This window comes from Scytonema sp. NUACC21 (assembly GCF_054684315.1).
Map to the genome: position 1 here is coordinate 82845 of NZ_BAAFZH010000081.1, position 15104 is coordinate 97948.

Below are 15104 nucleotides of genomic sequence, written 5' to 3' on the forward strand. Positions count from 1 at the left end.
CAGTTGCTTTACCAATCATCTCTTACTTAGAGGTTAATTTAGTCTAATTATCCTGCTTGATTTTGACGATGCCGCAATTTTAGCAAACTCACTGCTCCTACACCCAACAACGCGATCGCACTTGCTGGTTCGGGTACGGATGCTATATTATCCTTTCCAAAATCTAATACAAAAACCACATCATTGAAATCGCGATCCGAAGGACCTTCAGGTCCATACAAATCCTCGAAACCTAATAACAAGTAATCATTCACTTCATAAGCAACCAAATGCTCCAGTCCGTCTGGGTTAGTTTCCGCATTTGCACCATAAACATAGCCATTTGGATCGTTGAATCCATTTGCTTTTGTAAAGAAGTTAAGTTGCGTACCACCTGGTATCTTACCCAAATCAACATAATCACCGATATCTAGTACACCTTCTGGGGACTCCTCACCTATCTGGCATTTTGAATTAGCACTTTGAGAAATGTCACAGGAAATGTTATTGAAAAGCAATCCTTTTTGATAATCATTGCCTTTGATTGCCTCATAAGCCAGTTGATTTTTATAGCCAGCGCCTTCATTTAAAAACCAAATCCGAACATTATGGTCGTATTTCAGACTGAGTTTTGTAGGATCTAATTTGTTTAATGAATTCTCAGGAATTGAAATGGTTTCTGGCTGCACAAATTCTTGAAATTTTTCAATAAAAGACGGAAAAGCTGAATTGTCAGTTAATTTATCTTCTACTTCATGAGTTTTTGTCCAATCACCCCAGGTAAAGATACTAGCACTTGCGGGGGCAACAGCAGACAGAACACCAGCTATTGTAGCGACGGCAGCTATAAGTTTTTTTACCTGATGCTTTTTCATAAGAAAACTCCTTCACACTCTTTTTGCTCTTTAGTTAAGAACTTGTTAATTTAACTTATTAGACTACTAGTTTTTACTTAGTTCATTTTGTTCTGTACTTATTATTATCTGAGTGCTTTTCTGTGTCTACACTGAAAAGCACTTCTTTTAAAACTCTTTATACTGGCGCTTTTACGGACATAAATTTGTAAAATGTATGTTCTTTTCCGAAATCAGACCCTAGCGGCATGAAGTTAGCGTAAATCTCGCTGGATAAGGAAAAGCGTTAAATTAATACATTTAGATTTTTGTATAGCAATCCTAAATTATTTGTAAAATTCCCTCTTCTCTCTTGTCTTGACGCTCTTGGCGAGGTCAGGCGCTTCTCCTTACGGAGACGCTACGTGAACAAGCCGGGGAACCTTAGTCGAGCACTGGCTCGTCTTGGTGGTTAATAATTTTACCTATTAAATAAAACTGCTGTAGCTGCTGCGTAACCGTACCTAAATGTACTTCTGCTGGTGGGCAGTACCCACTTAGGTCTGAATCAGTGTAAGTTAGGCAGCGCTACCTAGTTGAATTTACTTAACTATTTTCAACAGCCAAAAACCCGGCTTTTTAAAAAAACCGGGTTTCTAAGGTATATGCGCCCTGTTTCACATGATTTATAGGTTATGGTGAAAAAAATCTACTGCGGTGTGTTCTCTTGCTGTTGGCGACGGCGTAGTTTCATCAGTCCAACTGCTCCCACTCCCAAAATAGCGATCGCACTTGTAGGTTCTGGTACATAAGCTCTACCATCTAGGTTGTTTTCACCAACATCAACAACAAAAACCACATCGTTGAAGTCGCGATCTGCGGTGATAATACCGTTGCCTCCTGCTGTCGAACCCACGGGTCCGTACAAATCCTCAAACCCAATCAACAGGTAATTGTTGTATTCATAAGCAGCAATATGCTCAAGTCCATCTGGGTTCTGAGTACCATCTTCACCGTAAATATTTTTGACATTAGTTGCTGGGTTAGTTCCACCTGGCTCTTGGGGGTTAGCACCATTTGCTCTTAACCAGAAGTTTAACTGTGAGCCTCCAGCAACTGTACCCAAATCAACATAATCACCAACGTTTAACGTCCCGTTGCTATCAGGCTTTTCGCAGTTGTTGTTATTTCCATTGATGCAAGAGGCATCTTGAAAAATATACCCCGCTTGATAATTCGGTGGTTGAACCGCTTCGTAAGCTAACTGATTGCGATAAAAAGCGCCTTCATTGAGAAACCAAACACGAACGTTACTGTCAGATTTTAGCTGTAGCTTGGAAGGGTCTAGTCTTCTGACCTCATTTTCGGGAATTGCTATGCCTTCTGGTTGTACAAATTCCTGAAATTCCGGAATCAGAGTTTGAAACCCTGATGTATCTGTTGCTCTTGGCTGGATTGGATTTGCTGTCAAATTGTTCCAGTCATTGGTATTTGTAAGTGAGGCTGCACTGACGGGAGCAATTGCAGAGAAAATTCCACCTAAGGTAGCAAGAGTAACAAAAAATTCTGTTAACCTGTTTTTTTTCATGGAAACCCTTTTATCTTTTGCAACAAGGTTACAAAGTTGTTCACTTAAGTTGGAGCGCTGGTTCTGACTCTAGTAACCTAGGTTAATTAATCACTGCTATTTCAGTATCTTCTTTTAGACCTATATCTCGACGTAACATTCTTATAGAGAGATTTTATTCCCGTATTATTTATGAATTCAGCATCACCTAAGGTTGGATTGGCTCCTGTTTCTGATATTCGACTGCTTGTCGTAGATATTGATGGCACAATTACAGGAAAATCCAACACAATTAGTGAACCTGTAAAGCAGGCAATTTTTGCAGCGCAAGCACGGGGTGTGCAAGTAGCGATCGCGACTGGTCGTATGTTTCGCTCAGCTTTGCGCTTTCACCAAGAAATTAACTCTAGATTGCCATTAATCGCTTATCAGGGAGCTTGGATTCAAGACCCCATTAGCCAACACATTCATCGGCATTTGACTGTGTCTGGAGAAACTGCACTTAAGCTTCTAGATTATTTTGAGCAACCCGAATTGCGTTGGCTGTTATCGGTACATTTCTACATTAATGACCAACTTTATGTACGGGAAATCACTAAGGAAACTGAGATTTATGCTCAACGTTCGGGTACAACTCCGATCGCTGTTGGTGACTTGCGCCAAGTTGTTCGCAATGAACCTACAAAAATTTTGGCTTTATGCGATGACAAAAATGTTATCGAGCAGTTGCTAGGAAATTTGCGCCGCCAATACACGCCAGCTGAACTGTATCTTACTACCTCTGTTGCTACATTCTTTGAAGCAACGAATCCTTTTGTTAACAAAGGCGTTGGAGTGCGTTATTTAGCTGAAGAACTGTTAGGGCTGCAAAGAGCAAATGTTATGACTATCGGTGATAATTTTAACGATGTAGAGATGTTGGAGTACGCAGGCGTTGGTATTGCTATGGGTAATGCGCCATTTGCTGTTCAAGCTAGAGCCAAATGGGTAGCTCCTGATGTGGAACAAGATGGAGTAGCAGTGGCGATTGAAAAATTTTTGTTCTCATGAGGGGTGTTGGTAGTTAGTAGTTAGTGGTTAGTTGTTTTGCTACAAAAAACTGACTTTTGACCCTTTACTAGAAATCAGAAAGAGCACCGACGACTGGCCGTGTTTCGTCTCGGTGCTCTTGCTGGTTCGCTCCTCACACAACAAAAAATATACACTAGGTTTTTTGCAGTGTCAAGAACGAGTGAAGAATTTTTATTTTCTTTACAAGTTCCTGTTGCTGTGGTGTTACGTCACAATTCTTCGAGAGCAGAAATACTTAGTTTTTCTTCCAGCAGGAATTTCAATACAGACTGGGTAGCCATAACTAGTCCGAGTCTGGCTTGTGCTAACTCAGGCAAGGTCGTTTTTACCTCACCAAACATAGGGCATTTGCACCAAAAAGTTTCAAAGGCTTGACTTAAAGCCAACGCTTCTTTTTCCCAGTTCACCGACTCATGGCGCAAGGAACACGCTAACCGATCTACCACTTTCACCAACTGATTAATGAGCCGATACGAAGTCAGTTCACAAAAGCGCAGTTTTTCATCACTATCAAGCCAAGGAATAGGATTGGGGATAAAAATGCTTGGCGAAAGCTGCTTTGTACTCCTGATACTGTATACCTCCTGTTCACCAAGTTTAATCAACCCCTCTTGTATTGCTAGCTGTACTAATGAGCAGCATCTTGCATGGACGTATTGAGCTGTAAATAGGATTGGAATGTCTTTTCTTTCCGGCTCAGGAGTTCCCCTACTCAAGGGCTCCCCCGTCTCCCCTACTATCCATTGTCCACTGGCAAGCCCCTGGAGCCAACTAGCTAAGGCTGAGTGAGCCACTTCCAAATGAATCCAGCCAGGAGAGACTATTTTAATTATTAAATGATTGTCATAATTTTTTGATATATGAGAAAGTAGTTCGTTAGCTATGTCTAAAGGCGGATATTTCTGATATTTTGCCAGTTGTAGGGCTATACCTGAGATATAAAAAATTCTTTGCTCATCTCTACCTTGTGATAGAGGAATATTTTGTTCTGTTGTCCATGGTATCTTGTAATGATTAGTATAAATACTTAGAGCGATAGCTAATTTGCTATAGACTAACTGCTTAATAGCTGTGCTTTTGCTAACCAGTAACTTTTGATGCACACAGCCCTCGGTTAATAAAATACTCTTGTCTACAGTTCAATTCCATGTCATCTTCCCGAAGACATAAGTTTCTTGTAAAAAAAGAAAAATTAGAATTGTGCAAAATTTAATGAACAAGGGGTAAATTTTACTACCATCATTGTACAGTAAGAAGTATAACAAAAGAGAGAAGCTCAACCTTCTACCTTTTGGATGGCTGGCACTGTTAGGATTAATGCTTGAAGTGCCAACACAAAGACACTCCTTGCACCTTATTTTTTGTACGTCTTTGTCTTCAGCCGAACGCTTTCTTTCTTTTAGTCTTAAATTTATGTGCTGTAAGTAAGCTTATTTGCGGTTTACTCGTACAGGTGCAAGATGTGAGTTAACCAATTTAATTAACAGTATCCCTCCCACTAACCACTAACTACTAACCACTATCCACTAATTCCTAACAGTCCCCATCCAAAATTTCAATAACAATATTTACCGTTACCATTAGCCCGAGGGTGCTCTTTGCCCGTTCGCATTGCACCCAATATTGTGGAAATATAGACGCAACGCTTAGCTTTACCGCCATTCTTGCTGGAGAAGGTTATTTGTCCTAGCGTTCTCAGTGATGTTTGAGTGCATTCATCTCCAACTTGGTAAATGGGACAACCCTGGTAATTAAACATTATTCGCCAAGCTTGTTCTGAAGGGTTTTTTGGGAAAGTTGTCTCGTATTTTCCTTTATCATTTTTTAACAGATCAATGCAAATGTTATTATCTAGGTTATGCCATAGTTTATCGTTGGCATGAATAGTATCAGGAATGAAAGACTGGGCTTGCGCTTGATGAACAGCCCATTGCACAACACCATTTTTTTCGCGAAAAGTGACTTGCCAAGTTAACTTGTTTTTTGTAGCCAAATTTTGTGCTTGACGTATGGCTTGGTAAGCTTCGCCTTGGGCTGTTTTGAGTCGTTGAATATCAACAAAGGCTAGCCAGTTGGGAATTGCGATCGCAGCTAATAAGCCAATGACTAAAGCAATAACTAAAATTTCTAACACTGTGAAGCCACTGTTAGAGCGATTTTTCAAACGCTTTGTCTGCATTAATTTGGATATTAAAAAATCACCAGAAGTATCTATTTGTCTTTACTGATATATTTTTTAATATCCGGATACTCAGTACATTGTTTGATATAGCTTCAGACAAAACTTCTCATTTGCGTTTTTTTCGACGGAATTAAACAATACACGATGAATAAGTTTTAGAGACATACTATGGAAAGCCTCTATATATACTAAATCTTATAAACAATCTTAAGTTAAAGGATATTAGTTCTTAATTTTTTTTAAATACCCATTTTTCCAAAGGTAGAAAGGGCTTGCTAAACTAGCTAACAATAGTTGCATTTCACAAGCTGGAATTAACTCAGTTTTTACCTTGATGCCATATTTTAATAAATGTAGCACTGCTTTCAACATATCATTTATCATAAAAGCACAAAACATAATCGGTCTTATCCAAGGTTTAATGTTTACCATACGTGTAACATAACGACTTAATCCAATACCACGAAAAAATGGAATTAAATACTCTCTTCGTAAACGAAATTGAGGTATTTGATGATAAATTTCCATTTCTGGGTTGTACCAAACTTCCCACCCTGCTTTTTGAATATAAGACAACATTTCAGTATCTTCACCAGTAAGCATATTGCCAGTGACTCTGCCAGTAAGAACCAATTGATGTGGTACACTTTTTAACCAAGCTTCTCGGCGGACAACTAGTCCTGCGGAGGGTGGTAATAGTCTTTTTTTCGGATCGTACAGCAATGGCAAGTTTCCTCGCTCAGTAATTGCCAAAAATGGAGCAATACGTTGGAAATGCTCTGGAGGCTCTACTTCCCACTTAGGGTGAATTTGACTACCATAAGCCCCTGCTTGTGGATATTGATGACCAAAATGATAAGCCTTTGCAACCCAGTTTGATGTTGGGTAATTGTCATCATCTAGAAAACCAATTAAGTGACCTTTTGCTTCTTCAACTGCTCGCTTACGGGCATATGCTGCCCCCTGTTGCTTTTCAAAGCAATACTTTAAGGGGTAAGGACGCTGCCAATAGCCTTGATAAGTTTGAACAATTTTAGCTGTATTATCTGTGCTGTTATTGTCTACAACAATAATTTCCCAAGAAAAATGCTCGGTTTGAATTTGAGCGTGCAATCTGTCTAGCAATTCGGGTAAACGGCTTTCCCCGTTGTAAGTCGGTATAGCTACAGTAAAATCAACGTGCATTGTCATTACACCACGCAAAAAACACACCTAGTAAATCAATTTTGAACTTTAGGTGTATGTTTAGTGTTCAGTAGCGTTACTGAATTTATTCAATGAAGTAATTCTATGCCAACTTTCAGTTACACTCATTATCTCTTCCAGTTTTTACTGAGCCTAAAAGAGTTTTCACAATTACGCATCGTCTGACATTAGTAGCTTGATTAGAAGAGCCAGGTCTAGTCCCAGCTACTCCTACAATTAATCCTCTATTACCAAGATTTGTGTTCTGTACTGCTGTTAAGCCGTTAGTCTTTGTCTTAACTAACAAATCTAAAGCACCCATGTAATCAAAAGTAATTGTTTGTGTGACATTGGAAGCGAGAGGATAGGATACAGCAGTAGTGGCAGTTGTAGTATTTTTATCAGTGAGATTTGTACCTAGTATTATCTCTCCTGGTTTGATTCCCAAGTCTTCGCCCAGATTGCGCCAGACATTTGGTGTTGAGCCTTGATGAACAGAAATTTGTGAGATATTATTGTTAATCCTAAAGCTAACACTGTAACTAAGTTTTCGCTTTTTAGCTTCTTGCTGAGCCTCTTGAATTGCTGCCAAAATCACATCATTAGCTTTATTTACCCGTTGTCTGTTGACAAAGCCAAGCCACGCAGGAGCAGCGATCGCTGATAAAATTCCAATTATGAGGACTACAGCTAAGACTTCGATCATGGTAAAGCCAGAACTGTGTTGAGAAAGGTAAGAAGAGCGGTGTGGTTTTCCAGCCAGTACCCTTGTAGGGATTTGCTGTAATATTTTGGATAAAATTAGGATATACATGATAGCACGCTTCCCTTAAATAACTCTACATATGAAAAATTTCAATCATTGTCCTAACTAACGTTGGCTGGCTTACACTTGCTTATTCAGTAAATAAGAATCCGCGTCCTTTCACACTAATACTTGCTTGGGGAAAATAAGATCTTTGGCTTTCTCGGTTTTGGCTGAAATTGAGGTTATTGTTCTGAAGACGTGCAAGAGCGTTACCACGTAAATAAACTTCTGCTGCAACGTTGTTTGCATTGTTTGCTAGGACACAGACATAAAAACCGCGTGTGTTTACATTACCAGTGGCAACAGCATCTCCAGTTCCAGTGTATTTCGGTACTAACTTATAACTAGTGTCAGGATCACTAGTGTCAGGGCAGGTGGGTCGTTGATTCGTACTACTATCTATCGGTGTCTGATCGATGTAATCAACGAGAGGTAAAATTTGCTGGTCGTAAGTTTCTCCGCTTTTCTTAGTCCATCGATTCATCTTAGTCTTCAGGTCGCCAGAATCTTTCAACTCAAACAATTGAAAACCACTGTCTCGCGTGTTGTCTCTATCTGTCTGCGAGGCTCCATAACCACCACTAATTTGAAATCTACCAATTCGAGCAGCCCCAGACCATGCAGAGTTATTATCTTTAATCATGTAATAAGCAACTAGGGCATAAACAAAGGTATCATCAGACCCACCAGTGACAGTTAATCCTCCAGGAATAAAATGGCGCTTCCAAAATACGAGAACAGGAAAGTAATTGTCTTTCTCGTCGTACTTGGGTAATTGCTGTCTAATGGCAGCAATACCATCATCATCGTAGATATAAACAGCTTGCTGCAAATCTCTTGCAATATAATCAAGTGCGCCCTTAATTTCTTGCTCGGTATTTGTCTTTGCTTGCTCTTGGCGATCGGATGCCATGATGTTGATCATTAATCCCATCAAAGGTGTGATGATTAGGAAGGCTAGAATCATACCCACCAACAACTCAAGTAAGGTAAAACCACCAAATTTTTGTTTCAACCTAGAATGTTTTAGCTGGTTAATGAAAAGCCATTTTAGTGGATTCATGATGCTACCTTTTCCCCTTAAAGCTGCGGATTTTTAGCACTGAGATTGAGCGTTAATATTACTACCATTAGCTGGAAGTTTTAGGCGATCGCAGAAATCGCTAAAGGTCGTCGTGCCATGTGATATTTCTGTTGTTATTTCCACTAAAGGAGCTTGGAGCGATCGCAAACCAGTTCCTCCAGTAAAAGTTTGTTGTAGTTTGACATTAGAGTCTTTCGATGCTTTCAATGTGATGCCACTTTTAAAAGCATCCGCCCTGTAGACTCGTAACCCCAATTTGTACCCTTTTTGGAAATCTGTGGAACTGGAGTTATACCCAAAGGCTTGGATAACCATGTCTCTGGAATTTGTACACCCTCCTGTATCTCCATCTACGCAAAAGAGTTGAGATGATGTGGTTGTAGGGGAAATGCTACAGACTCCAGTGGTAGAACAACTCAAGGTACCTGAAGGGGGATCTGGTGACGATGGATCGGCTGTTGCCGTTGCATCTCTAACTGCGATGGGAGGCGCAGGAATTGTTTTTGTCCTGAGACCCTCAACGTAGATCTTTGCAGCTTCAGTTGCTAATTCAACGCGCTTTGCCTGTACCCTTGTTGCCACAGACAGAACAATCACAGGTGAGATTGCTGCTAACAAGATACTAACAACAATGATTGCTACTAATGATTCGATAATAGTAAAACCTGATTCGCTAGATGAGGGTATTGGCTGTTGTTTTTGGTCAATCATAGCTTTAGCTTTAGTCATGAAATGACACGAGTTTTTTATCTGTAGTCAAGCTTGGTTGGCAACTAAGGCTTAGGACATAGGTCTTGTGGCCGTTGATCTGGGCTAAGAGCGTATTTGAAATCAGTTCCGTAGGTAGTAGGAGCATCATCATAGCCAGTATCTTTCTGAGCGGCACATAACAAGGTTTTCACCCAATTATCATCTCGACCGACTTCTCTATAAAACTCATTAGGAGCGCCTACCGATGGTGCAGAAAAGCGCTGAGAGAACAAGTCAGGCAACTGAGTTAGTAAAGCTACGTCATAACCCCAGAAACGTCTAGGTGCTGCATAAAATGATGTACGTCCTAAAGTTCCAATTTGATTGACAGTCAGTCTGTAGCCTTGGCGATTTCTCAAAATCGTTGGATTATCAAAATTACTGGTGAGAGTCAAGAAAGGTGCCGTAGCATAGGCGCTGCGTTTCATTTGAATGAATGCACCAGAGGCTATATGCTTGATAAGATCGGTATCATTTGGTCCGTTTTGCCAGCGTTCTATGTAACGTACAAAGTTTTCCAAACCACCATTGCTTTCTGTTGGACGTCCTGGAGTGTCACCTTGAGCGAAAACGAGATTTGTTTCCGTCTCAGTAGCAGTTTGCATCCAGTTGCCATATTTTCTTGCATCTTCATCCCCTGTTAGAGTAATGGAATCGTCAGTATCGGTATTTGTTGTAAGTGGATAGTGAATTTGCAGTACTGGCGCTAAAATCGGCTGTTCTGTTGCCCTCGTTCCAGTTAAGGTACTGAGATTTTCAATCCATAAAGGATATTGAAAGTTATAGCTATCTTTGGGACTACCGTCCTTGTTATATGTTTTAAACCACAAGCTGTTACTTTGAGTACGAGGTTGGTTAGTATTTGAATGTGGAGAGTAGTCCCGAGCGTCTATTTTTAAAGTGTTGGAAAAAGGAAAATATCTGACTTCTAAATTGCCGCTGTTATCAAATATTCCCAGAGGAACAGGAGTTTTGTCAGAGTCTAATATTAATGCGTTGTTGACTGGAGAAACGGGAATGATTGAAGTACCACTGTTTGTGGCTGTTAAACCACTACGGTATCTTAAAAATGCAATTCGACGAGGATAGCGTTGATCTTTCGCAGGTGTTGCTGTAGTACCAGCCCAGAGTCTAGTAGTCTGTATTGACGTAATACTAGCATCAGACAATGCTTTAACGAGATCATTAGCCTTAATGTTTTGCTCTGTGTTACTAAAGCTTGTATCCCCATTTAGATCGTATCCCACCACCCAGTCATTAGGTTGACAAGCTGTCACTGTTAGCTTGGGACATACTTCCATCACATATTCTGAAAATGTCACCCGACGCTGAATTGGTGTAACAAAATTGTTGAAGTAAGAACTACCGGCGGGGGGAGTTGTGGGATTTGTTGAGTAATCAGTATCAGTAAATTGACGGCTAGTGACGAAATTATTATCCCAGAAGCCATTAAGCCTTGCTGCTATGGTCGCAGTAATGTTGCTCTCGGTAATAGGGACAGATGTATTTGTCTTAAGACCATCACCATCAATGTCAACACCAATAGAAGTTTCATTTAGAGTATTGACATCGCCATCTATATTACCGTTGTTATTGAGATCGTATCTAATAGCTGCTTCATTCAGGGATATCTGTGTTGTTCCAAGAGAACCACCGCTACCATCAACGTCATAGCCTATAGGGTGGTACCCATAATTATCTCTTAGATCGTAATCGCCCTCTTGGCGGAAACCAAAGCGGAAATTACCAGACAAAATTGTAATTGAATCAGCAATCACAGATGCTGGTCGCCAAGTTTCACCAGTATCGCAACTAGAAAATTGATTTTTACGACAAGCAAATTGAGGATTCAAAGCTTTACGTTTGTAAAAGTCAGTCCCCCAGGAAGCTGCTGTTTTTAATAAAATATCTGTAAACTCTTCCTGAGTGTGGACGTTAAAATTACCTCGGATATATGTTGGCAAATTAGTAGCTAGAATTAAACCTTTTTCTTCTGGCTTGTATACGCTATTGCGGCTCAAATCACTACCATTAATTAATAGGATTCCATTTGGTTTGCGAGTAGGATCTAGTTTAAAGTCGGTACTACTTACATCTCTGTTATTAGGTTCACTATCATCTGGTAATGCATCATCACGAGTAGCATAAATAATTCCACTATTTGGCAGTAAAAACTCTCCAGAATTTTTAGATTTTCTGCGTATCAAATCTAGATCTAAAATTGTGGCACGAATTTCTAAAGGCTGACGCAGTTCAACATCTAAATCGTAGGCTCTGGAACTTGAAGGCTTATCAATTGCCTGAATCTGCCTTGGATCTAAAAAAGCAGTTTCCATAATCGCGCCGTGAGGAATGGCAGTATCTGTGGGAGAGCCAATACTACCATCCAAAATTTTCAAGGAGCAAATAGCAGAATCAATTGCTGATTGTTCTGAAAGAGTTAGAGACTCAGCAGCATCGATTCTTGCTAAAGCCTTTTTGAGTTGTTCATTCACTAAACGCCCGTTGGGGTATTTTAACTGTGCTTGGTAATCTAGCACTGTTCGATAAGTTGTAACTGACAAAGTCCCAGGGTCATATACAACACCATTGTTGGATTTACCCTCTGTACCAGCAGCAACAGTAGTTGTCAATGCTAAGGCTCTGCTTGAAACAGGTGTCGTAGCTCTTTGTCTAACATCTATGAGTCCATCTTGGTTGATTGCGGTTGTTTCATTTGTAGGGTCGTAATAGCTACTGACACAGGCAATGGGGGTTTGATAATTGGTCGGAGCTTTAGGATCGTATGGGTCATCTTGGTAGTGATAAACTACTGTAGTTCGCATTTGTAAATAAGGCGTTTCGTTTTGAGGCAAACCCTGAGCTTGAGTTCTCACACCCATTGGCATACTATCTGACCAAACGACTTTTTGAGAGTTGGTAAAAGTGCGATTGCTTGGATCGTAATCATTAGGTAGGTAAATTCCTGCTCCTGTGATAACTCGCAAACCTCCAACTACATCCAAAGGACCCTGAGGTTGTTGGGTAGCTGATTTTTCCCAAAAACCGTCTCGCTCTGTATTACCTAAATCATCAAGTTGATAAGCTTGAGTAAAGCGTTGGCGTGGATTAGTGTTGTTGTCCCATTCCTTACCAGAAATGGGCTGTCCTGTTTCTGAACTCACAAATTTGTTTCTGGTCGTGTCATACCAATATTGAGGTAGGTTATTGCCGACCAAAACGCGATCTCCAAGTCGTGATTCTTTTCCCTCAGTGGTCTGTATTGCTGGGTCTGTTGCTGGTAGATAAATTTTATTGCCACCACTCACTTCTTTAATGCCTATATTGGCGTGTTTACTGGCATCAGTACCATTAGCAGGATCGAAAGGAAATACCCATACATCTACTGGGCGCAGCGAGTTACCACTTCCTGTCAGGGGACTGTTGGTTTCAAAGTCGTAATTTTCACTGTTGACCGTATATGTTACTGCATTACCACCAACAGGGATTTCAGCATAAGGAACACGGCGTGTTCTCTTTTTGAAGTAAATTCTCAATTGCTCGTTACGAGCTTGAGCCTGACTTAAGGTAGCATCAGAACTAGTACTTCGCCTAATTTCTTGTTGCACTTCATCTGGCAAATCACTATTATTAGGGTACGACGCATTTGTTGCTGCTACTAAGCGATCGAGACGTTTGAAATATGCCTCATCGTTGAAAGCTGCTGTAGTCCCATAAACATTACTAGGAACGGTCTTATTTGTGGAGCTAATCTCGCCTTGTGCAATAGTTAGGTTGGCAGCATTAACATCATAGGATTTATCAAATAAATCTACTTGTACAGCACTACCATCACTACTTTCACTGATACGGCTATTGATAACGTTACCGGCAACCAAGACCTTACTGTTTTCTTCTGTGTAATAGCAAGATTTGGGGCTGCTAACTAGATAAAATCTTATATCAAAGCCAGATTTTCTAGTTAGCAAATTACCATTGGTGAAAATGCGTCCATTTATGTTGATACCAAATCCAGGAGCAACTTCTAGATCGTTTTCATAGAGCACTGCGTTATTGTTCAGAGGCACCCTTTCTCGATCTTGCTGATATTCTAGTGCCACAAAGCCTTTACTGCCATTAAACTTCTCATATTTATTGGCATCTAGCCCTGCGATCTCGGTTATAGGTACGTTAGTGCTATATACAAAAATACTTCGCTTTAGTTTACTGCCAACTTTATACCAACCTTGTGTTCCTACTAAGTTAGCACTGGTAGCAATAGGGCTCGAGCATCGATTACCAACAGCGCCTTCATCCATCGGTTGTGCTCTTGCCTCTAAAGGACCTCTGGGTCTATCAGTGGTTGGAGTTCTAAAATAAATACCGTAAAGTGTATAAGTATCAAATTTCCCATTGTTATCTGTATCAGTAGGATATTTCCAAGCTGTTTTGAGAGTTTCTTCGTCTTGAATATTGGTTGATCCGTTGAATTCCCTAACAAGTTTTAACTGAGTCTCATCGCCAAATGTAAATTGGTTAATGTTATCAGCAATGACTTGGGAAAGTGAGAAGTCTGAGGGTGTAGACCGAGGTAATCTGGGGTCTTTAAATAACTGATCGACTTTTGCTTTTGCTCTTTCAAGAGATGGTGAAGCTGCATTAAGAACGGCTTCATTAATACGAACGTTACTAGCATTTTTCGAGCGCTCAAACGACCGAAATAAAATAGCCACTGTTAGCAGTACAACTACTAGCGATACCATTGCCACTGTTGGCAATACAAAACCAGCATTAAGTGACTCTGCGCGTTTATTAGTAATTAAGAAACTTCGCAGTAACCATAATCTTTGGGATTTTATGGTAGAGTTAGATTGGTTATAAAGGTTTTGGTAGAAGAGTTTTATCGCTTTGACTAACTTGCTATTAGATTTCATAGCCATTTCCCTGCTAAGTGTGATCCGGCTCTTTGAGATTGTTTAATGTTGAGACTTCTTAACTACTAATAAAAGTTTGTAGAAAAAAGTAAGGGATTTAGTATTAAACTACCTTCTCCCTAATTTCAGAACTTATAAAAGTAGTAGTTTGAGACAAACTAACTATTTGAAGTTATACCATTTGCTAATTCTTCGACTTCTTACGGGAAATACCGCTTTTGCCAAACAAATTGATACAGAAAAAAGATAATGGTGTCATAACTTAATATTAAATTTGTGGGAATTGATTCTTTCCGAACCTGACTTTATCAAACATTAGTACCTGACAGAGTAAGCTTATAATACCCATCTATTGAAGAAAACATATCACTCAGGTAAAAATTCATATCAAACTTCTGAGATCTAAGTGCTGTTAAGAGACTGCTAATGACCTTCACATTTCTTCAACCCTTCTGATGTCTTAGTTTCTAAGGCACGCTCAACTCCCTTAGCTATATTCTTGCGGAAACGTTAAGAGCAAAGCTCATGCTCGGCTTACTGCCATATATTATGCCCCGAAAGCGAAGCGTACTAAAGAAAGAGGCAAGGATTACTGTCTACAGAACTGGTCTCACGACCATTCACCGTCTTACTAACAGTCCTTAGGGCAAATATGTAAATTCAGTGTGTAACAGCTTATTAGCAATTGCCATCTAACCTTATAGTCAGTTAAAACTGAATAGCATTAAGTGT

10 protein-coding genes are annotated in these 15104 nt (G+C 40.0%); 1 reads left to right on the plus strand and 9 read right to left on the minus strand.

Annotated features, from left to right (window positions below; translation table 11 throughout):
• Positions 1-47 precede the first annotated feature (47 nt).
• Together ACYRY3_RS18600 and ACYRY3_RS18605 are read right to left on the minus strand one after the other, a co-directional pair.
• Positions 48-854, minus strand: coding sequence for a DUF4114 domain-containing protein (locus ACYRY3_RS18600; protein WP_460203088.1), 807 nt, complete (start codon positions 852-854; stop codon positions 48-50).
• Between the two features lie 667 nt (positions 855-1521).
• On the minus strand, positions 1522-2400 hold the full coding sequence (locus ACYRY3_RS18605; protein WP_460203089.1) for a DUF4114 domain-containing protein: 879 nt from the start codon (positions 2398-2400) through the stop codon (positions 1522-1524).
• Between the two features lie 171 nt (positions 2401-2571).
• Here ACYRY3_RS18605 and ACYRY3_RS18610 point away from each other — a divergent pair, with 171 nt between their 5' ends.
• Complete coding sequence (locus tag ACYRY3_RS18610; protein WP_460203090.1) at positions 2572-3429, plus strand: Cof-type HAD-IIB family hydrolase; 858 nt, start codon at positions 2572-2574, stop codon at positions 3427-3429.
• Positions 3430-3659: 230 nt separating this feature from the next.
• On the opposite strand, the gene ACYRY3_RS18615 is transcribed toward ACYRY3_RS18610, so the two are convergent.
• The 7 genes from ACYRY3_RS18615 to hpsA all read right to left on the minus strand — a co-directional run bounded on the left by ACYRY3_RS18615 (position 3660) and on the right by hpsA (position 14372).
• A complete protein-coding gene (locus ACYRY3_RS18615) occupies positions 3660-4553 on the minus strand; it encodes a DALR anticodon-binding domain-containing protein (RefSeq protein WP_460203091.1) in 894 nt (297 codons plus the stop codon).
• 452 nt (positions 4554-5005) lie between these two features.
• Positions 5006-5629 carry a pilus assembly FimT family protein gene (locus tag ACYRY3_RS18620; protein ID WP_460203092.1) on the minus strand — a complete coding sequence of 208 codons (624 nt, stop codon included), beginning with the start codon at positions 5627-5629 and terminating at the stop codon, positions 5006-5008.
• Positions 5630-5854: 225 nt separating this feature from the next.
• Complete coding sequence (gene hpsE / locus ACYRY3_RS18625) at positions 5855-6817, minus strand: hormogonium polysaccharide biosynthesis glycosyltransferase HpsE (protein ID WP_460203093.1); 963 nt, start codon at positions 6815-6817, stop codon at positions 5855-5857.
• Between the two features lie 115 nt (positions 6818-6932).
• The gene (locus tag ACYRY3_RS18630) at positions 6933-7631 is read right to left on the minus strand and encodes a pilus assembly FimT family protein (RefSeq protein WP_460203094.1); all 699 of its coding nucleotides are present in this window, start codon (positions 7629-7631) and stop codon (positions 6933-6935) included.
• Between the two features lie 82 nt (positions 7632-7713).
• Positions 7714-8688 (minus strand): hormogonium polysaccharide secretion pseudopilin HpsC, encoded by a 975-nt coding sequence (gene hpsC, locus ACYRY3_RS18635; protein WP_460203095.1) that lies wholly within the window; start codon positions 8686-8688, stop codon positions 7714-7716.
• 33 nt (positions 8689-8721) lie between these two features.
• On the minus strand, positions 8722-9420 hold the full coding sequence (gene hpsB, locus ACYRY3_RS18640; RefSeq protein ID WP_460203125.1) for a hormogonium polysaccharide secretion pseudopilin HpsB: 699 nt from the start codon (positions 9418-9420) through the stop codon (positions 8722-8724).
• Positions 9421-9482: 62 nt separating this feature from the next.
• A complete protein-coding gene (hpsA, locus tag ACYRY3_RS18645; protein WP_460203096.1) occupies positions 9483-14372 on the minus strand; it encodes a hormogonium polysaccharide biosynthesis protein HpsA in 4890 nt (1629 codons plus the stop codon).
• Between the last annotated feature and the right edge of the window lie 732 nt (positions 14373-15104).

Excerpts from the sequence above, each read along its gene's own strand:
- ACYRY3_RS18605 (WP_460203089.1), bottom strand. The coding sequence starts at position 2,400 with ATGAAAAAAAACAGGTTAACAGAATTTTTTGTTACTCTTGCTACCTTA.
- ACYRY3_RS18630 (WP_460203094.1), bottom strand. The coding sequence starts at position 7,631 with ATGTATATCCTAATTTTATCCAAAATATTACAGCAAATCCCTACAAGG.
- ACYRY3_RS18620 (WP_460203092.1), bottom strand. The coding sequence starts at position 5,629 with ATGCAGACAAAGCGTTTGAAAAATCGCTCTAACAGTGGCTTCACAGTG.
- hpsE (WP_460203093.1), bottom strand. The coding sequence starts at position 6,817 with ATGCACGTTGATTTTACTGTAGCTATACCGACTTACAACGGGGAAAGC.
- hpsB (WP_460203125.1), bottom strand. The coding sequence starts at position 9,420 with ATGATTGACCAAAAACAACAGCCAATACCCTCATCTAGCGAATCAGGT.
- hpsC (WP_460203095.1), bottom strand. The coding sequence starts at position 8,688 with ATGAATCCACTAAAATGGCTTTTCATTAACCAGCTAAAACATTCTAGG.
- ACYRY3_RS18610 (WP_460203090.1), top strand. The coding sequence starts at position 2,572 with ATGAATTCAGCATCACCTAAGGTTGGATTGGCTCCTGTTTCTGATATT.
- hpsA (WP_460203096.1), bottom strand. The coding sequence starts at position 14,372 with ATGAAATCTAATAGCAAGTTAGTCAAAGCGATAAAACTCTTCTACCAA.
- ACYRY3_RS18600 (WP_460203088.1), bottom strand. The coding sequence starts at position 854 with ATGAAAAAGCATCAGGTAAAAAAACTTATAGCTGCCGTCGCTACAATA.